The following is a 20,038-nucleotide window of genomic DNA, read 5'->3' on the forward strand; positions in this document are numbered from 1 at the left end:
CGGCTCCCGCACCCACCAGGTGCGCCGCTGCCGAGCTCGGGGGAGATGAGGCGCCGATGGGCACAGTGCTGGACGACATCGTCGCGGGCGTCCGTGAGGACCTCGCGGAGCGTGAGGCGGCGACGCCGCTCGCCGTGCTCAAGGAGCGCGCCGCCCGCGTGGCGGGCGCCAAGGACTGCGTGTCGCGGCTGCGGCTGGCCGACGCCGTCACCGTGATCGCCGAGGTCAAGCGGTCGAGCCCCAGCAAGGGCGCCCTGGCCACCATCACCGACCCGGCGGCCCTCGCGGCGGAGTACGAGAAGGGCGGCGCCACCGTCATCTCCGTGCTCACCGAGCAGCGGAAGTTCAACGGCAGCCTCGCGGACCTCGACAGCGTGCGCGCCGCGGTGGACATCCCGGTGCTGCGCAAGGACTTCGTCGTCACGCCGTACCAGGTGTGGGAGGCGCGGGCGCACGGGGCGGACCTCGTGCTGCTCATCGTCGCGGCGCTCGAGCAGACCGTGCTGACCTCGCTGGTCGAGCGCGTGCACTCCCTGGGCATGACCGCCCTGGTCGAGGTGCACGACACCGAGGAGGTCATGCGCGCGGTGGACGCCGGCGCGCGGATCATCGGCGTGAACGCCCGCAACCTCAAGACGCTCGAGGTCGACCGCGGCACGTTCGCGCGCGTCGCCCCCGCGATCCCGGCGGACGTCGTGAAGGTCGCGGAGTCCGGCGTGCGCGGGCCGCACGACGTCATGGACTACGCCCGGGCCGGCGCGGACGCCGTGCTCGTGGGCGAGGCGCTGGTGACGGACGACGCGCCGCGGCAGTCCGTCGCGGACCTCGTGGCGGCGGGCGCGCACCCGTCGCTGCGCGCGGTCCGGCAGTAGCGGGTCAGACCCAGACGAGCGAGGAGCAGCACGTGACGACCGGTCGACCGGAACCCGAGGTCCCGCAGGTCAGCTCGGCCCAGGGCGGCCCGCTGGCCACCCACGCCGGGCCCTACTTCGGCGACTTCGGCGGCCGGTTCGTCCCCGAGGCCCTGGTCGCGGCCCTGGACGAGCTGGACACCGAGTTCCACAAGGCGCTGGCGGACCCCACGTTCGGCGCGGAGCTGGCGCGGCTGCACCGCACGTACACCGGCCGGCCGAGCCCGCTGACCGAGGTCGAGCGGTTCGCGGAGCACGTCGGACCGGGCGTCCGGGTGTTCCTCAAGCGCGAGGACCTCAACCACACGGGTTCCCACAAGATCAACAACGTCCTCGGCCAGGCCCTGCTGGTGAAGCGCATGGGCAAGACCCGCGTCATCGCCGAGACCGGCGCAGGTCAGCACGGCGTGGCCACCGCGACCGCGGCGGCGCTGCTCGACCTCGAGTGCGTCGTCTACATGGGCGAGGAGGACACCCGGCGCCAGGCGCTGAACGTCGCCCGGATGCGGCTGCTGGGCGCGACGGTCGTCCCGGTGTCGATCGGCTCGCGCACGCTGAAGGACGCGATCAACGAGGCGCTGCGCGACTGGGTCGCCAACGTCGACACCACGCACTACCTGCTGGGCACCGTGACGGGGCCGCACCCGTTCCCCGAGATGGTGCGGGACTTCCACAAGCTCATCGGCGAGGAGGCGAAGGCCCAGCTCGCGCAGGAGATCGGCCGGCTGCCCGACGCGGTGGCCGCGTGCGTGGGCGGCGGGTCCAACGCGATGGGCATCTTCAACGCGTTCCTCGACGACCCGTCGGTGCGGCTGTTCGGCTTCGAGGCGGGCGGCGAGGGCATCGCCTCCGGCCGGCACGCGTCGCGGTTCAGCGGCGGCACGCCCGGCGTGCTCCAGGGCACCAAGTCGTACCTGCTGCAGGACGAGGACGGCCAGACGCTGCCCAGCCACTCGGTCTCCGCCGGCCTGGACTACCCGAGCGTCGGGCCCGAGCACGCGTGGCTGCACGACATCGGGCGCGCCGAGTACCGCCCCATCACGGACGTCGAGGCCATGGAGGCGTTCCGCCTGCTGTGCCGGACCGAGGGCATCATCCCCGCCATCGAGTCGGCGCACGCCCTCGCGGGGGCCCTGAAGCTCGGACGCGAGGCCGCGACGTGGGAGACCCCGGACGGCCGCGAGCCGGTCATCCTGGTGAACCTGTCCGGGCGCGGGGACAAGGACGTCGCCACCGCGGCGGCCTGGTTCGACCTGATCGAGGACAAGCCGGTGGTCGACGCCGACGAGGGGGAGCAGCTGTGAGCGACGTGCAGCTCGGGAGCCGGACGGCGGCGACGCTGGACCGGCTGCGGTCCGAGGGCGACGGGCGCGCCGCGCTCGTCGGCTACCTGCCGCTGGGCTTCCCCGACCTGGCCGGCTCGGTCCGGGCCGCGCGGACGATGGTGGAGGCGGGCGTCGACGTGGTCGAGCTCGGCCTGCCGTACTCCGACCCCGTGATGGACGGCCCCGTCATCCAGCACGCCGTCGACCGCGCGCTCGCCGGCGGGACGCGGGTGCGCGACGTGTTCGGTGCCGTGGAGCAGATCGCCGAGGCCGGTGCCCCGGTGCTGGTGATGACCTACTGGAACCCGGTGCTGCGGTACGGCGTGGACGCCTTCGCGCGGGACCTCGCGGGTGCCGGTGGCGCCGGGCTCATCACGCCCGACCTCATCCCCGACGAGGGTCAGGAGTGGATCGCGGCGTCCGAGGCGCACGACCTGGACCGGGTGTTCCTCGTGGCCCCGTCGTCCACGCCGGAGCGGCTCGCGATGACGGCCGCGGCGTCCCGCGGGTTCGTCTACGCCGCGTCGACCATGGGCGTGACGGGGGAGCGGACCACGGTGGGGGCGCGGGCCGAGCAGCTCGTCGCCGACACCCGGGCGGCGGGCGCGGAGCACGTGTGCGTCGGCCTGGGCGTGTCCCGGCCGGAGCAGGCGCAGGACATCGGCCGGTACGCGGACGGCGTCATCGTCGGGTCGGCCTTCGTGCGGGCGCTCTCGGGCGCCGAGACGGAGTCGGCCGGCCTCGAGGCCCTGGCCGCGGTGGCCGCGGGTCTGGCCGAGGGCGTCCGCCGCTCCCGCTGACCCCGGCGTCTCGGACGGTCGCACCGGGCGCTCGCCCGCCTGCCTTACGCTGCCGGTGTGATGATCCCCGCCGCCATCCCGAGCCCGTCGCAGGCCGTCTGGCACCTCGGCCCGCTGCCGCTGCGCGCGTACGCCCTGGCGATCCTCGCCGGGATCGTCGTCGCGGTGCTGATGACCCAGCGGCGGTGGAAGGAGCGCGGCGGCGACCCGGACCAGGTCCTGGAGATCGCGTTCTGGGCGGTGCCGTTCGGCATCGTCGGCGGCCGGCTCTACCACGTGATCTCCTCGCCCGACGCGTACTTCGGCGCCGGCGGCGACCCGCTCAAGGCGTTCGCGATCTGGGAGGGCGGGCTCGGCATCTGGGGGGCGGTGGCGCTCGGAGCGGTCGGCGCGTACATCGGCTGCCGCCGCCAGCGGGTGCGGTTCGCCGTGTTCGCGGACGCCCTCGCGCCCGGGCTGCTGGTCGCGCAGGCGATCGGCCGGCTCGGCAACTGGTTCAACCAGGAGCTGTTCGGCGGTCCCACCACCCTGCCGTGGGGCCTGCGGATCGACGACGCGCACCTGCCCGCCGGCTACGAGTCCGGCACCCTGTTCCACCCGACGTTCCTGTACGAGCTGCTGTGGAACCTGGCCGGCGCGGCGCTGCTCATCTGGCTGGACCGCCGGTTCCGCCTGGGCCACGGCCGGGTGTTCTGGCTGTACGTCGTCGTGTACACGACCGGCCGGCTGTGGATCGAGCTGCTGCGCATCGACCCCGCGGAGATGATCGGCCCGTTCCGGCTCAACGTCTGGACGTCGATCATCGTGGGCCTCGGGGCGCTGGTAGCGTTCGTGGTCGTCGGACGTCGTCATCCTGGACGCGAGACCACACCTCTCCTGGACACTGCGGACGAAGCTGCAGCCCAGGACGACGAGGTGGAGGAGCACGGCACCGCCCGCTGACCGCGGGGACGCGCGTGTGACCCACCTCACTTCCCGCGATGTGAGTGCCTGTGTTTCCGGCAGGTATCGTCGCCACACCTCCAAGCCCGGGCCGACGACGTCCCAGCCTCCCCCCATTGCTCTACCTGGCCCCGCTCGCGGGTCCGTGAGGACGGTGCTGATGCCCGCGTCGCCCCTGCGTCTCGGTGCTCTTCCCGCCGTGCAGCAGCAGCCTGGTCTGTACGACCCGGCGGCTGAGCACGACGCGTGCGGTTTCGCGTTCGTCGCGACCCTGCGCGGCACGCCCGGCCGCGACATCGTGGACGCCGGCCTGACCGCCCTGCTCAACCTCGACCACCGCGGCGCGGTGGGCGCGGAGGAGAACAGCGGCGACGGCGCCGGCATCCTCACCCAGATCCCCGACGCGTTCCTGCGGGACGTCGTCGACGCCGAGCTGCCCCCGGTCGGCCACTACGCCATCGGCATGGCGTTCCTGCCCGCCGACGACGAGGAGCGCGCGGTCGCCGTGCGCGCCGTCGAGGCGGTCGCGGCGGAGGAGAAGCTCGACGTCCTCGCCTGGCGCGACGTCGCGGTCACGGCGGACCTGGTCGGCCCCACGGCGCGCTCGTCCATGCCGGTGTTCCGGCAGCTCGTGGTGGCGGACCCGTCGCGGGAGCTCGCGGGCATCGACCTGGACCGCCGTGCGTTCCGGCTGCGCAAGCGGGCCGAGCGGGAGCTGGGCGTCTACTTCGCGTCGCTGTCCGCCCGGACGCTCAGCTACAAGGGCATGCTCACCCCGGGGCAGCTGGAGCCGTTCTTCGCGGACCTCTCCGACCCGCGGTACGCGTCCGAGCTGGCGCTCGTGCACTCCCGGTTCTCGACGAACACGTTCCCGTCGTGGCCGCTGGCCCAGCCCTTCCGGCTCATCGCGCACAACGGCGAGATCAACACCGTCCGCGGCAACCGCAACTGGGTGGCCGCCCGCGAGGGCACGCTGCAGAGCGACCTGCTCGGCGACCTGGCCCCGCTGCTGCCGGTGTGCACGCCGGGCGGGTCGGACTCCGGCTCGTTCGACGAGGTGCTCGAGCTGCTGCACCTGGGCGGCCGCAGCCTGCCGCACGCGATCATGATGATGATCCCGGAGGCCTGGGAGAACCACGCGCAGATGGACCCCGCGCGGCGGGCGTTCTACGAGTACCACGCGAGCCTCATGGAGCCGTGGGACGGCCCGGCCGCGATGACGTTCACCGACGGCACGCTCATCGGCTCGGTGCAGGACCGCAACGGCCTGCGCCCCGGCCGGTTCTGGGTGACCGAGGACGGCCTGGTCGTCATGGCGTCCGAGGCCGGCGTGCTCGACCTCGACCCCGCGACGGTCGTCCGCAAGGGCCGCCTGGAGCCCGGGAAGATGTTCCTCGTCGACACCGGCCAGGGCCGGATCATCGAGGACGACGAGATCAAGTCCCAGCTCGCCGCCCAGCGCCCGTACGCGGACTGGGTGCGGGAGAACTCCGTCTACCTGGAGCAGCTGCCCGAGCGCGAGCACATCGCGCACTCCGCCGCCTCGGTGCGGCGCCGGCAGCGCACCTTCGGGTACACCGAGGAGGAGCTGAAGATCCTCCTGACCCCCATGGGTGCCTCGGGCGCGGAGCCGCTCGGCGCCATGGGGTCCGACACGCCCGTCGCGGTGCTCTCGCAGCGGCCGCGGATGCTGTTCGACTACTTCACGCAGATGTTCGCGCAGGTGACGAACCCGCCGCTGGACGCGATCCGCGAGGAGCTGGTCACGTCCATCGGCGGCGCGATCGGCCCGGAGCCGAACCTGCTCGAGGACACGCCGCTGCACGCGCGCAAGCTCGTGCTGCCGTTCCCCGTGCTGGACAACGACGGCCTGGCGAAGATCGTCAAGATCGACAAGGACCCCGCCATGGCGGGCGTGTTCCGCGCGGCGATCATCCGGGGCCTGTACAAGGTCGACGGCGGCGGCGAGGCTCTCGAGCAGCGGCTCGACGAGATCTTCGCCGAGGTCGACCAGGCCATCGCGGACGGCGTGAGCTTCCTCGTGCTGTCCGACCGCGACTCCGACGCCGACCGCGCGCCGATCCCGTCCCTGCTCCTGCTGTCCGCCGTGCACCACCACCTGCTGCGCCGGCACACCCGCACCCAGGTGTCGCTGGTCGTCGAGGCCGGTGACGTGCGGGAGGTGCACCACGTCGCGCTGCTCATCGGCTACGGCGCCGCCGCGGTGAACCCGTACCTGGCGATGGAGTCCGTCGAGGACCTCGCGGCAGCCGGCTACCTGCAGGGCGTCACGCCGGAGCAGGCGGTCAAGAACCTCATCAAGGCGCTCGGCAAGGGCGTCCTGAAGGTCATGTCGAAGATGGGCATCTCGACCATCGCGTCGTACCGCGGCGCGCAGGTGTTCGAGGCCATCGGCCTGTCGCACGCGCTCGTGGACCGGTACTTCACCGGCACCACCAGCCGGCTCGGCGGCATCGGCCTGGACGTCATCGCCGCGGAGGTCGCGGCCCGGCACGCCGACGCGTACCCCCCGAACGGCAACCGGCTGGCGCACCGCCGCCTGGCCACCGGCGGCGAGTACCAGTGGCGCCGCGACGGCGAGGACCACCTGTTCGACCCGGAGACGGTGTTCCGGCTGCAGCACTCCACCCGCACGCGGCAGATGGACGTGTTCCGGTCGTACACGACGCGGGTCAACGAGCAGTCGCAGCGGCTGATGACGCTGCGCGGCCTGCTGGACTTCAAGAAGGGCGAGCGCCCGCCGGTCCCGATCGACGAGGTCGAGCCGGTCAGCGAGATCGTGAAGCGGTTCAGCACCGGCGCCATGTCGTACGGCTCCATCTCCGCGGAGGCGCACGAGACCCTCGCGATCGCCATGAACCGGCTCGGCGCCAAGTCGAACACCGGCGAGGGCGGCGAGGACCCGGAGCGCCTGCACGACCCCGAGCGGCGCTCGGCGATCAAGCAGATCGCGTCCGGCCGGTTCGGCGTGACCTCCGAGTACCTGACGTTCGCGGACGACATCCAGATCAAGCTCGCCCAGGGCGCCAAGCCCGGCGAGGGCGGTCAGCTGCCCGGCCCGAAGGTCTACCCGTGGGTCGCGAAGACCCGGCACTCCACGCCCGGCGTCGGGCTCATCTCGCCGCCGCCGCACCACGACATCTACTCGATCGAGGACCTGGCGCAGCTCATCCACGACGCCAAGAACGCGAACCCGCGGGCGCGGATCCACACCAAGCTCGTCAGCGAGTTCGGGGTCGGCACCGTCGCGGCGGGCGTGGCGAAGGCGCACTCCGACGTCGTGCTCATCTCCGGGCACGACGGCGGCACGGGCGCGTCCCCGCTCACCAGCCTCAAGCACGCGGGCACGCCGTGGGAGATCGGCCTGGCCGAGACCCAGCAGACGCTCGTGCTCAACGACCTGCGCGACCGCGTGGTGGTGCAGGTGGACGGCCAGCTGAAGACCGGCCGCGACGTGCTGATCGGCGCGCTGCTCGGCGCCGAGGAGTTCGGCTTCGCGACCGCCCCGCTCGTGGTGTCGGGCTGCATCATGATGCGCGTCTGCCACCTGGACACCTGCCCGGTCGGCGTCGCGACGCAGAACCCCGACCTGCGGTCCCGGTTCACCGGGAAGCCGGAGTTCGTCGTCACGTTCTTCGAGTTCATCGCGCAGGAGGTCCGCGAGCTGCTCGCCGAGCTCGGCTTCCGCAGCATCGTGGAGGCCGTGGGGCACGTCGAGCTGCTCGACACCCGCAAGGCGGTCGACCACTGGAAGGCGCAGGGCCTCGACCTGGCCCCCGTGCTGGCGGTCCCGGAGCCGGTGCCCGGCTCGGCGCTGCACCACGTGAAGGACCAGGACCACGGGCTCGACCGCGCCCTGGACAACCAGTTCATCGCGATGGCGGCGGACGCGCTCGAGGACGCCCGCCCGGTGCGGATCGAGCTCCCCGTGCGGAACGTCAACCGCACCGTCGGCACGATGCTCGGCCACGAGGTCACCCGCCGGTACGGCGGCCAGGGCCTGCCCGACGACACCATCGAGGTCGCGCTGACCGGCTCGGCCGGGCAGTCGTTCGGCGCGTTCGTGCCCCGCGGCGTGACGCTCCGGCTCGAGGGCGACGCGAACGACTACGTCGGCAAGGGCCTGTCCGGCGGCCGGATCGTCGTCCGCCCCGACCGCAACGCCGTGCTGACCGGCGAGCACAACGTCATCGCCGGCAACGTCCTGGGCTACGGGGCGACGTCGGGGGAGATGTTCCTGCGCGGCGTCGTCGGGGAGCGGTTCGGCGTCCGGAACTCCGGCGCGACCCTGGTCGTGGAGGGCGTGGGCGACCACGGCTGCGAGTACATGACGGGCGGGACCGTGCTCGTGCTCGGCCGCACCGGCCGCAACTTCGCGGCGGGCATGTCGGGCGGCACGGCGTACGTGCTCGACCTGAAGCCCGAGCGCGTGAACGTCCAGGCGGCCGCCGCCGGCGAGATCGGGCTCGACCCGCTCGACGACGAGGACGCGGCCCTCGTGCTGGACCTGCTGCGGCGGCACGCCGACGAGACGGGCTCGCGGGTCGCCGCCGAGCTGCTCGCCGACCCCGCCGCCACCCGCTCCCGGTTCACCCGGGTGCGGCCGACCGAGTACTCGCGCGTCCGCGCGGCGCTGGCGAAGGCCGAGGCGGACGGGCTGGACCCGAGCACGCCCGGCGTCTGGGAGGGCATCTTGGAGGTGGCTCGTGGCTGACCCCCGCGGCTTCATGAAGGTGCGGGAGCGCGAGCTGCCCGCGAACCGTCCGGTGCCCCTGCGGCTCATGGACTGGCGCGAGGTGCACGAGCACCGCTCGTCGCAGGAGGACCCGGAGGCGGGTGCGCTCCTGCACCGGCAGGCCGGGCGCTGCATGGACTGCGGCGTGCCGTTCTGCCACAACGGGTGCCCGCTGGGGAACCTCATCCCCGAGTGGAACGACCTGGTCTGGCGCGGGCAGTGGGGCGACGCCATCGAGCGCCTGCACGCCACGAACAACTTCCCGGAGTTCACGGGGCGGATCTGCCCCGCGCCGTGCGAGTCGGCGTGCGTGCTGGGGATCAACCAGCCGCCGGTGACGATCAAGCACGTCGAGGTCTCGATCATCGACGAGGCGTTCGACCGCGGTTTGGTGCACCCGCAGGTGCCGCAGCGGCTGTCCGGCCACACGGTCGCCGTCGTCGGCTCGGGTCCCGCGGGGCTCGCGGCCGCCCAGCAGCTCACGCGCGCCGGGCACACCGTCGCCGTGTACGAGCGGGACGACGAGATCGGCGGCCTGCTGCGCTACGGCGTGCCGGACTTCAAGCTCGAGAAGCGGCACATCGACCGCCGCCTGGACCAGATGCGGGCCGAGGGCACCCGGTTCCGGCCGAACGTCGAGATCGGCAAGGACATCACCTGGGACCAGCTGCGGTCCCGGTACGACGCCGTCGTGGTGGCCACCGGCTCCACCGTGCCGCGGGACCTGCCGCTGCCCGGGCGGGAGCTCGCGGGCATCCACCCGGCGATGGACTACCTGCACCAGTCGAACGCGCTGGTCGCGGGCAAGGTCGTCGCGGACCCGATCGACGCGGCGGGCAAGCACGTCGTGGTCATCGGCGGCGGCGACACCGGCTCGGACTGCGTGGGCACGGCCCTGCGGCAGGGCGCGGCGTCCGTCACCACCCTGGCCATCGGCAAGCAGCCGCCGCTGGAGCGCCCCGCGCACCAGCCGTGGCCGACCGACCCGGTGCTGTTCGAGGTGTCGTCCTCGCACGAGGAGGGCGGCGAGCGCGCGTTCCTCGCGTCGACCGTGGCCTTCGTCGGCGACGAGAACGGTGACGTGCGGCACCTGCGCCTCGCCACCACCGAGTACCAGCCCGACGGCCGGCGCGTCCCGGCCGCGGGCACCGAGCGGGACATCCCGGCGGACCTGGTCCTGATCGCGATGGGCTTCACCGGCCCGGAGACCGAGGACCTCGTCGCGCAGGCCGGCGTCGACCTGACGTCGCGCGGCACGGTGCGGCGCACGGACGACTTCGCGACCTCGGTGCCCGGCGTGTTCGTGGCCGGCGACGCCGGTCGCGGGCAGTCGCTCATCGTGTGGGCGATCGCCGAGGGCCGGGCCGCCGCCGCCGCGGTGGACACCTACCTGGGCGGCAGCACCGAGCTGCCGTCGCCCGTCACGGCCGGCACCGTCGCGCTGCGCGCCTGACGCCGTCGTCCGCCCGTCGCCCGCCGGCCCGCACGGGTCGCCGCCGCGACGGGCGGACGAACGTCACGCGAACTCTGGGACCTACGTCCGTCCCCGCGCGCCGGCGACGGGGCGGCACGGGTGCCGTCACCCCCGGTGCACGCCGTGGCGGCCGGGCGCGGCCCCGTGGCGGCCGTAGACTCCTCGGTGTCCGGCAGCACCTCGGTTCCCGCTCCACGAGCGCGGTGGCGAGGCGGCCGTCGACCATCAACCGCGCACGTCCCGGCAGGCCACCGTCGACCAGGACGTTCGGTCCGAACCGTCTGTCACGAAAGGCCTAGGCTTTCCCCCATGCGTAGAGCGAAGATCGTCTGCACCATCGGCCCCGCCACGGAGTCCGCCGAGCAGATCCAGGCCCTTGTCGACGCCGGGATGGACGTCGCCCGTCTGAACCGCAGCCACGGCGAGACCGAGGTGCACAAGCGCGTGTACGACAACGTGCGCGCCGCCGCCAAGGCCTCCGGCCGCTCGGTCGCCGTGCTGGTGGACCTCCAGGGCCCGAAGATCCGCCTGGGCCGGTTCGTCGAGGGCAAGCACGTCCTCGCCGAGGGTGACACCTTCACGATCACCACCGAGGACGTCCCGGGCACCAAGGAGCTCGTCTCCACCACGCACAAGGGCCTCGCGGACGACGCCCGCGTCGGGGACCCGCTGCTCATCGACGACGGCCGCGTGCTCGTGCGCGTCACCGCCGTCGAGGGCCCGCGCGTCGTCACCCGCGTCGAGGTCGGCGGCCCGGTCTCGAACAACAAGGGCATCAACCTGCCCGGCGTCGCCGTGTCCGTCCCCGCGATGAGCGACAAGGACGAGGAGGACCTGCGCTGGGCGCTGCGCACCGGCGCGGACATCATCGCGCTGTCCTTCGTCCGCAACGCCGCCGACTACGACGACGTGCGCCGGATCATGGAGGAGGAGGGCCGGGTCGTCCCGGTCATCGCCAAGATCGAGAAGCCGCAGGCCGTCGAGAACCTGGCCGAGATCGTCGACGCGTTCGACGGCATCATGGTCGCCCGTGGCGACCTCGGCGTCGAGCTCCCGCTGGAGCAGGTGCCGCTCGTCCAGAAGCGCGCCGTCGAGCTGGCCCGCCGCAACGCGAAGCCGGTCATCGTCGCCACCCAGGTGCTCGAGTCGATGACGAACAACCCGCGCCCGACGCGCGCCGAGACGTCCGACTGCGCGAACGCCGTGCTCGACGGCGCCGACGCGGTCATGCTGTCCGGCGAGACGAGCGTGGGCGAGTACCCGATCGAGACGGTCCGCACCATGGCCCGGATCATCGAGGCGACCGAGGAGCTCGGCCGGGAGCGCATCGCGCCCCTCGGCTCCACGCCGCACACCCGCGGTGGGGCCATCACCCGTGCGGCCGCCGAGATCGGCGAGACGCTCGGCGTGAAGTACCTGGTGACGTTCACGCAGTCCGGTGACTCCGCGCGCCGGATGTCCCGCCTGCGCTCGGCCATCCCGCTGCTGGCGTTCACGCCGACCGCGTCGGTCCGCAACACCCTGTCGCTGAGCTGGGGCACGCAGACGTACGAGGTGCCGCAGGTCGAGCACACCGACGCGATGGTCCAGCAGGTGGAGCACACGCTCCGCGCGCAGGGCCTCGCCGAGGTCGGCGACTACGTCGTCGTCGTGGCCGGTACGCCGGTCGGCGTCGTCGGGTCGACGAACTCGATCATCGTGCACAAGATCGGCGACGACGCGGCCGGCCGCGTCGCCTGACGCACCCGCGTCCCGTCGGAGGGGCCCCGCAGCCGAGCGCTGCGGGGCCCCTCTCGCGTCCGGGGGCGGTGGGCTCCGGGCGCGGTGGGCCCCGGGGCCCGCTGGGCTCCGGCGGCGCGGTGGGCTCCGGGACGTTCGGTCCTGGTGCGGCGCCGCGGCGGCTGGTGGAGTGTCCGGCATGACCCGCACCCGCGCCCTGCGCACCGTCCTCGTCGGGGCGGCCGCCGCCGCCGGCTACGCCGTCGCCCGCCACCGCGGCCTGCGCTGGGGAGCCACCCAGGTCGAGCTGTCGGTGGGCCTCGCCGGTGACGAGCTGCTGCCCGACGCGGACCTGGTCGCCACCCGCGCGATCACCGTCCGCGCCCCCGCCGAGCGGGTGTGGCCGTGGCTGGTCCAGATCGGGCAGGGCCGCGGCGGCTTCTACAGCTACGACGCGCTGGAGAACCTCGCGGGGCTCGGCATCCGCAGCGCCGACCGCGTCGAGGACCGGTGGCAGGACCTCGCGGTGGGCGACGAGGTCCGGCTCGGCGGCCCCCTCACGCTCGCCGTCGCGCGCCTGGAGCCGGACCGGGCGCTCGTGCTGCACGGGGCGGGGCCGGCGCTGCCGGACGAGGACGCCGCTCCCTTCGACTTCGTCTGGTCGTTCGTGCTGCGCCCGGGCGTGCTGCCGGGGACGTCGCGGCTGGTCGTCCGCGAGCGGTACGGGTACACCGAGCCGTGGGCGCGGTGGATGGTCGAGGGCGTGTCCTGGGTGAGCCTGCTGATGACGCAGCGGATGCTCCGGGGCGTCCGCGACCGCGCGGAGCGCACCGGCCCGGCAACCGGCACCGCCGCCGGCCCCGCCTGACCGCGTTCCCCGTGCGCGGGTCCGACCGACGGGCATAACGTCGCTGGTGACGGAGTCGGGTGGTCGCGCGGGCGGCCGGTGAGGAGCGGGTGTGGACGGCGTCGCGGTGCTGCAGGACGGGTACGGCCGGCTCGGGGAGCTGGTGCACGGGGTGCTGGACGGGCTGGGGGAGCGGGAGCTGACCGCGCGCCTCGGCCCGGAGGCGAACACGATCGCGTGGCTCGTGTGGCACCTGTCCCGGGTCGAGGACGCGCAGGTGGCGGAGGTCGCCGGCACGGAGCAGGTGTGGACCGCGCAGGGCTTCGTGGACCGGTTCGACCTGCCGTTCGACCGGGACGCCACGGGCTACGGCCAGAGCCCCGACGAGGTCGCGCAGGTCCGCGCGACGGCGGAGCTGCTCGGCGCGTACGCCGACGCGACGCGGGCGGCGACGGACGCGTACCTGGCGCGGCTCGGCGAGGACGACCTCGGCCGGGTCGTGGACGAGCGGTGGGACCCGCCGGTGACCGTCGGCGTCCGCCTGGTCAGCGTGCTCGGGGACGTCCTGGAGCACGCCGGGCAGGCGGCGTTCATCAAGGGCGTCGTCACGTCGCAGGGCTGACCTGACCGCGCCGACCTCCCGGCGCCGACCTCCCCGCGCGACCGGGCAGACTGGGCGGGTGCGTGTGCAGCCCGTGTCGCCGGAGGTGCTCGTCGAGCGGCTCGTGGACCGGGTGCTCGACGACCTCGCCGCGGAGCGCGCCACGGACCCCGGCCGGCGGTGGCGGGTGCTGCTCGACGGCGCCCCGCCGACGCGGCCGGGCGCCCTCGCGGACGCGCTCGTCGAGCCGCTGCGCGCGCGGGGGCGTGCCGTGGTCCGCGTGTCCGCCGGGGACTTCCTGCGGCCCGCGGGGGTGCGGTTCGAGCACGGGCGCCAGGACCCGGACGCGCTGCTCGACGACGCCCTCGACACGGGGGCGCTGATCCGGGAGGTCCTCGATCCGCTGGGCCCGGGAGGCGACGGCAGCTACCTGCCGGCGCTGTGGGACGCGGCGCGCGACCGGTCGGCGCGGGCGGCCCGCACCCCGGCGCCACCCGGGGCCGTGCTGCTGCTGGACGGCGGGCTGCTGCTCGGGCAGTGGCTCCCGGCCGACCTGACGGTGCACCTCGCGGTGCGCCCCGACACCCTCGCGCGGCTCACGCCCCCGCACGAGGCGTGGCGCCTGCCCGCGGAGGAGCGGTACCGCGCCGAGACGGACCCGGAGCGCGCGGCGGACGTGGTGGTCCGGGTCGACGACCCCCGTCGACCGGGGTGGGTCGTCGAGCGCTGACCACCACGTCCGCCGCCGGCATGTTCAGCCGGCCTCGACCGCCGCCGTCCGCGCGTGCGCGACCGCCCAGTCGAGCGCGAGGTCGGCGACGGCCTCCCACCCCGGCTCGGCGCAGGTCCAGTGCGACCGGCCGGCGAGCTCCTGGTACTCGGTCACCGCGGGGGACTTCGCGTACTTCCTGGCGTTCCCCTTGTTCACGGACGGCGGCATGATGTGGTCCGACCCGCCGCCGACGAACAGCAGCGGCGCCCGGTCCTGGTCGTAGTCGACCCAGGTCTCCTGGTGCCCGGGCGTGAAGTTCGCCAGGAGCCCGTACGCCCACAGCCACGCACCCGGGGCCCCGACCGCGTACCGCTCCCAGGCCGCGTCGGAGTCCTCGCGGCTGAGGGTGTTCGTGAACGCGTAGTGGAACTGCTCGGGGGTGAACGCGACGGCCTGGTGCCGGGACGCGAGGTGCGTGAACGCCGGTGACAGCGCCTTCAGCTGGGACGGCGGCGTCACGTAGACGTTCTCGGTCGGCGCGGAGTTGATCGCCACGCCGGCCGCGCCGAGCCCGCGGGCCAGGAGCAGCTGCGTCAGCGTGCCGCCGAACGAGTGGCCCATGATGATCGGCGGCGCGGCCAGCGACTCGACCACCCCGGCGAGGTGCTCCACGGTCTGCGGCACGGTCAGGTCGGCGATGATCGACGGGTCGGCCCGCAGGGCCTCCACCTCGACCTCGAAGCCGGGGTACCCGGGCGTGAGCACCCGGTAGCCCTTCGCCTCGTAGTACGGCACCCAGTGCTCCCAGGAGCGCGGGGTCATCCAGAGGCCGTGCACCAGGACGATGGTGTCCGGGGCTCCGGCGGGCAGGGCGGGATCGGTCATGACGGCTCCCAAGAGGGTGGGTCGGGCGGAGGACGGGTGAGCAGACGCAGGGTCTGCCCGACGTGTGTCGTGGTCTCGCGCGGTGCACCCGGGGAGCGTCGGCGGCGGCGTCGAGCCGTCCGCCCGCACAGCGTCCCCTCGGGCATCATGGCGCGCCCTGACCTGCGAGGGGAAGGGGGCGGGCGGGTCGCGCTGGTGCCGCACCGGGCCGAGGTGCATGCTGAGCGGGACGGCACGAACCGGAGGCAGATCATGAACGCGGCAGCGGTCCGAGGACCCGAGCACCCGGGGGCACCGGAGCGGCGCACCGCCGAGTTCGACGCGTTCGGCCCCTGGGTCGACCCGGTGCGGACCCCGGAGGACGTGCCCCCGCTGTTCCGCGACCACGCGGTCGACCTGGCCGGCAGCCGGCTGGTGCTGAAGGTGCCGCGGGACATCGCGCGGCGCGACGCCAACCCGGACATGGACCTGTACGACCACCTGCTGGTCCTCGGCCCCGACCGGTTCACCGTGCTCACCCGGGTCCCGGCGCCGGGCGCGGGGCGGCACGAGGGGCCGCGCGAGGGCCGGCGGTACGACGTCCGGGAGATCCCCTACGACCGGGTCGCGGCGGTGGGCACGAGCGTGGACCTGCTCGACGGGCGCCTGACGGTGCACGCGCTGACCGGGGCCCCGGTCGAGGTGCGGTACAGCGGCTCCTCCGGCGACGTGATCACCGAGCTGGTCGAGCTCCTGCGCGAGCTCGCGTGGCCGGTGCCGAGCTACGGACCGCCGGCGCCGCTCGTCGACCTCGGTCCCGGCACGGGCCGCCTCGAGCGGCGGGCGCTCGGCGAGCACGACATCGGCCTGGTGAGCGCGTACCGGGAGATCGCCGACCGGGAGCCGGGGCTGCGCGTCGTGGCGGCGCACCCGCGCCAGACGGTGGCGCCCGGCCGCGGCGGGCTCGCCCAGGTCGGGAACGTGCTGCGTCCCATGACCCTGCACGCCGCGATCCTCGCCACGAACGGCCGCGAGCTGCAGGTGTTCGGCCGGCGCGCGTGGCTCGCCCGCGGTCGGACGCCGGTGCACTCGGAGTCGCGGCTCGTGCTGCCCCTCGACCGGCTCACCGGTGCGCAGACGCGGCCGCACCCCGGGTACCCCGACGTCACGGTGGTCACGCTCCGGGCCGGGGACGCGTCGCTGGACCTGCCCGTGCCCGCGGGATCCGACGCCGAGCGGGTGCTGGGGCGCCTGCTCGGCTGACGGCGTCCGTCCGGGTGCGGACGGCGGGTCGTGGTGCCACGGTGGTGCCATGAGCGAGGACCTGCCCGACAGCTTCGACCCCCAGCAGCCCGACCTCCCGTCGCTCGGCGTCGACCCCGACCCCCTGCCCGACGACCACGAGGGCGAGGCGCCGACCCGCGACGAGCAGCGCGACGACGACCCGACGGGCGACGCCCGGGGCTGACCGCTCCGCTGCGCCGGTCCGAGGTCCACCGCGACCGGTGGGACGCGTCAGCGCGGCGGAGCGGTGCTGTCCCGCTCGACCAGCTCCACCGGCAGGACGGTCCGCGACGGCGTGGCGGCGTCGCCCGTGACGAGCCGGTGCAGCAGCTCCACGGCCGTGCGGCCCTTGGCGCGGACGTCCTGGCGCACCGTGGTGAGCGCGGGCGAGACGTAGCGGCACTCCGGGGTGTCGTCGAAGCCGACGACCGACACGTCCCGCGGCACCCGCACCCCGGCGTCCGCCAGGCCCGTCATCAGGCCCACCGCGAGGACGTCCGCCGCGCAGAACACGGCGGCCGGCGGCTCGGGGAGCGCCAGCAGCCGCTCCGCGGCGGCGCGACCGGCCTCGAAGGTCGCGTCCGTCACGCGGAGCACGGGCATCTCCGCGAGGTCGAGCCCGTGCTCCCGGAGCGCGGCGGACCAGCCGGCGTGCCGCTCCTGCACCACCCCGGTGACGCTCGCGTCCGGGCCGACAAACGCGTGCGCGCGGTGCCCGAGGCCCGTCAGGTGCGCGCCGGCCAGCCACCCGCCCAGCCGGTCGTCGACGCCCACGCTCGCCGCCCCCGGCGCGTCGGTGTCGACGAACACCAGGGGGATGTCGGCGTGCGCCCGCAGCTCGTCGACCTGGTCGGCGAAGACGCCCAGGAAGAGGGCGCCGTCGACGGACCAGGTCCGCAGGTTCGCCGTGGTGGTGAGGACGTCGGCCGAGCCGTGGATCATCAGGTGCCGCCCGGACCGGCCCACGGCGCGCTCGATCTCGCCGACGAGCACGGAGTCGTGCGGGTTGGCCAGCGCCGGTGCGTCCTCGTCGCCCGAGGGGTAGACGAGGGCCACGATCCCGGACGCCCGCGCGGACAGCGCCCTCGCCACCCCGTTGGGGACGTAGCCGAGCCGGGCGATCGCGTCCTCGACCGCCCGCACCGTCGACGGGGAGACGCGGGCGCTGCGGCCGTGGAGCACGTTCGAGACGGTCATGGGGGAGACGCCGGCCGCTCGGGCCACGTCCCGCATCGTCGCCATGGTGGTCCTCTCCTCGTCCTGCGTGTCGCCCGGTACCCGCGTTGACGGCGCGTGAGCGGCGCGGCTACCGTCGCAGCGCCAAGGTATACCGCTAAACCTCCGGAACCAGCCGGGGCGCCGCGGCGTGCCGGACGAAGGAGTCACCGCCGATGCCCCAGCCCCTGCCCGCCTCCGACGCCGCGGACCTGGCGGTCGCCGACCCCGCGGCGGTCGTCGCCGGACCGGGCTTCCGGATCACCGTCCTCACCTCCCGGCTGCTGCGCATCGAGCGCTCCGTCGTCGGCGCGTTCGAGGACCGTCCCACCCAGCTGGTGCGCCGGCGCCGGTTCGACGCGCCCGAGGTCACCGTGCGGGAGGACGAGGGCGGCCTGGACCTGTGGACCGAGCACCTGCACCTGCGGTACGACCGCGGGGACCTCACGCCGTCGGGCCTCACCGTCGACCTGCGGCAGCGCGCGCAGGCCTCGCACCACACGCAGTGGCGGTACGGCGACGACCCGTGGGGCCGCGGGGGGCACCGCAGCAACCTCGGCGGCACCGCGCGCACCCTGGACGACGTCGACGGCCGGCCCGAGATCGAGCCCGGCCTGCTCTCCCGCGACGGGTTCGCGCTCGTGGACGACTCCGGGTCGCTCGCGCTGGTCGACGACTGGCCGGTGCCGCGCGCCGGGGAGGCGCAGGACCTGTACCTGTTCGGCTACGGCCGCGACCACCAGGCCGCGCTCCGGGACTTCTTCCGGCTGACCGGCCCGAGCCCGCTGCTCCCGCGCTGGGCGCTCGGCACCTGGTGGAGCCGGTTCCACCGGTACGACGAGCGCGAGTACCTGGACCTGATGGACCGGTTCGCCGACGCCGGCGTGCCGCTGTCGGTCGCGGTGGTCGACATGGACTGGCACCTGGTCGACATCGACCCCGCGCTGGGCTCCGGGTGGACCGGCTACACCTGGAACACGGACCTGTTCCCCGACCCGCCGCGGTTCCTGGCCGAGCTGCACCGCCGGGGCCTGCACGTCTCGCTCAACACGCACCCGGCGGACGGGGTGCGACGGCACGAGGCGGCGTACCCCGACGTGGCGCGGGACCTGGGCCTGGACCCCGAGGAGGGCCTCCCGGTCGCGTTCGACATCACGGACCCGCGGTTCGTCGACACCTACCTGCGGCGCCTGCACCACCCCCACGAGGACGCCGGGGTCGACCTGTGGTGGCTCGACTGGCAGTCCGGGGAGGCGTCCCGTGTCGCCGGCCTCGACCCGCTGTGGATGCTCAACCACGTGCACTACCGGGACTCCGGCCGGGACGGGCGCCGGCCGCTCACGTTCTCCCGGTACGCCGGGCTGGGCTCGCACCGGCAGCCCGTCGGGTTCTCCGGCGACACGTACGCGACCTGGGCGTCGCTGGCCGCTCAGCCGGAGTTCACCGCCACCGCGGCGAACGTGGGCTACTTCTGGTGGAGCCACGACATCGGCGGGCACTACCCGGTCCAGCACGACCCCGAGCTGATGGTGCGCTGGTACCAGCTGGGGGCGTTCTCCCCGGTGAACCGGCTGCACTCGGCCTCGAACCCGTTCGTGGCCAAGGAGCCGTGGCGGTACGACGACGACACGGCCGCGGCGATGACGCGGTACCTCCGGCTGCGGCACGCGCTCGTGCCGTACCTGTACACCGCGATGTGGCGCGCGCACACCGACGGCGTCGGACCCGTCCGGCCGATGTACCACGACCACCCGCAGGACGCGGGCGCGTACGAGGTGCCGAGCACGTTCCTGTTCGGGCCGGACCTGGTCGTCGCGCCCGTCACCGCGCCGGTGGACGCGACCGGGCTCGCCGCCGTCGAGACCTGGCTGCCCGACGGCGACTGGCACGACCTGTTCACCGGACGGCGGTACCGCGGCGGCCGGCGCGTCCGCCTGCACCGCGGGGTCGCCGAGATGCCCGTGCTCGCGCGCGCGGGGGCGGTGCTGCCGCTGGCGGGCGACCCGGGCGACGCCGTCGACGACGCGCCCCGCGAGCTGACCCTGCGGGTGTTCCCGGGGCCGGCCGGCGAGGCGACGCTGGTCGAGGACGACGGCTCCGCCGCACCCGTCCCGCACGTCACCCGGTTCGCGCTCGACGCGCTCGGGCCGGAGGGGGACGTGGTGCTGACCGTGGAGCCCGGACGCGGCGCTCGCACGGACCGGCACCTGCGGCTGGAGGTCGTCGGGCTCGTGCCCGGGCCCGAGGTGCAGGTGCACGGCGCGCCCGGCGGGCGGGCGGGCGTGGTGGCGCTGGGATCGGACGGGGGTGCGCCGGCCGACGGGGACGCCGTCGGCGCGGGCGTCGACCTCGGACCGGTCGACCTGACGGCCGGCCTCCGGGTGGTCGTGTCCGGCCTGGTGCCCCCCGCGCCGGACCTGCCGGCCGACGTGGTGCGGCTCCTCGCGCCCCTGCGGATGTCCATCGGCCTCAAGACGCAGGCGCTCGAGGCCGCGCGGGGCGCCGGCGGTGCCGGGCTCGCGCAGCGCTGGCACGCGCTGGGTCTGCCCGACACCGTGCTCGGCGCCCTGCTGGAGCTGCTCGGCTGA

The 20,038-nt window shown here is 74.5% G+C and carries 15 protein-coding genes; 13 read left to right on the forward strand and 2 right to left on the reverse strand.

Features of this window, described 5'->3' with window-relative positions:
- The first annotated feature begins 56 nt into the window (after window positions 1-56).
- The 10 genes from trpC to QNH85_RS00405 all read left to right on the forward strand — a co-directional run bounded on the left by trpC (window position 57) and on the right by QNH85_RS00405 (window position 14,105).
- Window positions 57-872 (forward strand): indole-3-glycerol phosphate synthase TrpC, encoded by an 816-nt coding sequence (trpC, locus tag QNH85_RS00360; protein ID WP_282943804.1) that lies wholly within the window; start codon window positions 57-59, stop codon window positions 870-872.
- A 32-nt stretch (window positions 873-904) separates the two neighbouring features.
- Entirely contained in the window at window positions 905-2,215 is a 1,311-nt protein-coding gene (gene trpB, locus QNH85_RS00365) for a tryptophan synthase subunit beta (protein ID WP_428830332.1), read from the forward strand.
- A complete protein-coding gene (gene trpA / locus QNH85_RS00370) occupies window positions 2,212-3,036 on the forward strand; it encodes a tryptophan synthase subunit alpha (RefSeq protein ID WP_428830333.1) in 825 nt (274 codons plus the stop codon). Before trpB ends, trpA begins: the two co-directional genes overlap by 4 nt.
- Before the next feature lie 60 nt (window positions 3,037-3,096).
- Window positions 3,097-3,978 (forward strand): prolipoprotein diacylglyceryl transferase, encoded by an 882-nt coding sequence (gene lgt, locus QNH85_RS00375; protein ID WP_213281735.1) that lies wholly within the window; start codon window positions 3,097-3,099, stop codon window positions 3,976-3,978.
- 160 nt (window positions 3,979-4,138) lie between these two features.
- Window positions 4,139-8,713, forward strand: a complete 4,575-nt coding sequence (gene gltB / locus QNH85_RS00380; protein WP_282943806.1) for a glutamate synthase large subunit — start codon at window positions 4,139-4,141, stop codon at window positions 8,711-8,713.
- The gene (locus QNH85_RS00385) at window positions 8,706-10,187 is read left to right on the forward strand and encodes a glutamate synthase subunit beta (protein ID WP_282943808.1); all 1,482 of its coding nucleotides are present in this window, start codon (window positions 8,706-8,708) and stop codon (window positions 10,185-10,187) included. Before gltB ends, QNH85_RS00385 begins: the two co-directional genes overlap by 8 nt.
- 330 nt (window positions 10,188-10,517) lie before the next feature.
- A complete protein-coding gene (gene pyk / locus QNH85_RS00390) occupies window positions 10,518-11,948 on the forward strand; it encodes a pyruvate kinase (protein ID WP_213281629.1) in 1,431 nt (476 codons plus the stop codon).
- Window positions 11,949-12,126: 178 nt separating this feature from the next.
- Entirely contained in the window at window positions 12,127-12,795 is a 669-nt protein-coding gene (locus QNH85_RS00395; protein ID WP_282943809.1) for an SRPBCC family protein, read from the forward strand.
- A 91-nt stretch (window positions 12,796-12,886) separates the two neighbouring features.
- Complete coding sequence (locus tag QNH85_RS00400; RefSeq protein WP_282943810.1) at window positions 12,887-13,396, forward strand: mycothiol transferase; 510 nt, start codon at window positions 12,887-12,889, stop codon at window positions 13,394-13,396.
- Between the two features lie 58 nt (window positions 13,397-13,454).
- Window positions 13,455-14,105, forward strand: a complete 651-nt coding sequence (locus QNH85_RS00405) for a nucleoside/nucleotide kinase family protein (protein WP_346016277.1) — start codon at window positions 13,455-13,457, stop codon at window positions 14,103-14,105.
- 24 nt (window positions 14,106-14,129) lie between these two features.
- Here the strand turns inward: QNH85_RS00405 and QNH85_RS00410 are convergent, their stop codons facing one another.
- Window positions 14,130-14,972: an alpha/beta hydrolase gene (locus QNH85_RS00410; RefSeq protein ID WP_282943811.1), complete on the reverse strand. Its 843-nt coding sequence runs from the start codon at window positions 14,970-14,972 to the stop codon at window positions 14,130-14,132.
- A gap of 252 nt (window positions 14,973-15,224) precedes the next feature.
- Between QNH85_RS00410 and QNH85_RS00415 the strand changes: the two genes are divergently transcribed.
- Together QNH85_RS00415 and QNH85_RS00420 are read left to right on the forward strand one after the other, a co-directional pair.
- Window positions 15,225-16,214 carry a hypothetical protein gene (locus QNH85_RS00415; protein WP_282943813.1) on the forward strand — a complete coding sequence of 330 codons (990 nt, stop codon included), beginning with the start codon at window positions 15,225-15,227 and terminating at the stop codon, window positions 16,212-16,214.
- Window positions 16,215-16,263: 49 nt separating this feature from the next.
- The gene (locus QNH85_RS00420; RefSeq protein ID WP_282943814.1) at window positions 16,264-16,419 is read left to right on the forward strand and encodes a chromosome partitioning protein; all 156 of its coding nucleotides are present in this window, start codon (window positions 16,264-16,266) and stop codon (window positions 16,417-16,419) included.
- Between the two features lie 47 nt (window positions 16,420-16,466).
- Here the strand turns inward: QNH85_RS00420 and QNH85_RS00425 are convergent, their stop codons facing one another.
- Window positions 16,467-17,477: a LacI family DNA-binding transcriptional regulator gene (locus QNH85_RS00425; protein ID WP_282943816.1), complete on the reverse strand. Its 1,011-nt coding sequence runs from the start codon at window positions 17,475-17,477 to the stop codon at window positions 16,467-16,469.
- A gap of 149 nt (window positions 17,478-17,626) precedes the next feature.
- On the opposite strand from QNH85_RS00425, the gene QNH85_RS00430 reads away from it, so the two are divergent.
- A complete protein-coding gene (locus QNH85_RS00430) occupies window positions 17,627-20,038 on the forward strand; it encodes a glycoside hydrolase family 31 protein (RefSeq protein WP_282943818.1) in 2,412 nt (803 codons plus the stop codon).

It is taken from the genome of Cellulomonas endometrii (assembly GCF_949769265.1).
In the GTDB taxonomy this organism is placed as follows: Bacteria; Actinomycetota; Actinomycetes; order Actinomycetales; family Cellulomonadaceae; genus Cellulomonas; species Cellulomonas endometrii.

Bases quoted from the DNA above. Each gene is read 5' to 3' on its own strand.
- trpC (WP_282943804.1), top strand. From the start codon at position 57: ATGGGCACAGTGCTGGACGACATCGTCGCGGGCGTCCGTGAGGACCTC.
- lgt (WP_213281735.1), top strand. From the start codon at position 3,097: ATGATCCCCGCCGCCATCCCGAGCCCGTCGCAGGCCGTCTGGCACCTC.
- gltB (WP_282943806.1), top strand. From the start codon at position 4,139: ATGCCCGCGTCGCCCCTGCGTCTCGGTGCTCTTCCCGCCGTGCAGCAG.
- pyk (WP_213281629.1), top strand. From the start codon at position 10,518: ATGCGTAGAGCGAAGATCGTCTGCACCATCGGCCCCGCCACGGAGTCC.
- QNH85_RS00395 (WP_282943809.1), top strand. From the start codon at position 12,127: ATGACCCGCACCCGCGCCCTGCGCACCGTCCTCGTCGGGGCGGCCGCC.
- QNH85_RS00410 (WP_282943811.1), bottom strand. From the start codon at position 14,972: ATGACCGATCCCGCCCTGCCCGCCGGAGCCCCGGACACCATCGTCCTG.
- QNH85_RS00415 (WP_282943813.1), top strand. From the start codon at position 15,225: ATGAACGCGGCAGCGGTCCGAGGACCCGAGCACCCGGGGGCACCGGAG.
- QNH85_RS00420 (WP_282943814.1), top strand. From the start codon at position 16,264: ATGAGCGAGGACCTGCCCGACAGCTTCGACCCCCAGCAGCCCGACCTC.
- QNH85_RS00425 (WP_282943816.1), bottom strand. From the start codon at position 17,477: ATGGCGACGATGCGGGACGTGGCCCGAGCGGCCGGCGTCTCCCCCATG.
- QNH85_RS00430 (WP_282943818.1), top strand. From the start codon at position 17,627: ATGCCCCAGCCCCTGCCCGCCTCCGACGCCGCGGACCTGGCGGTCGCC.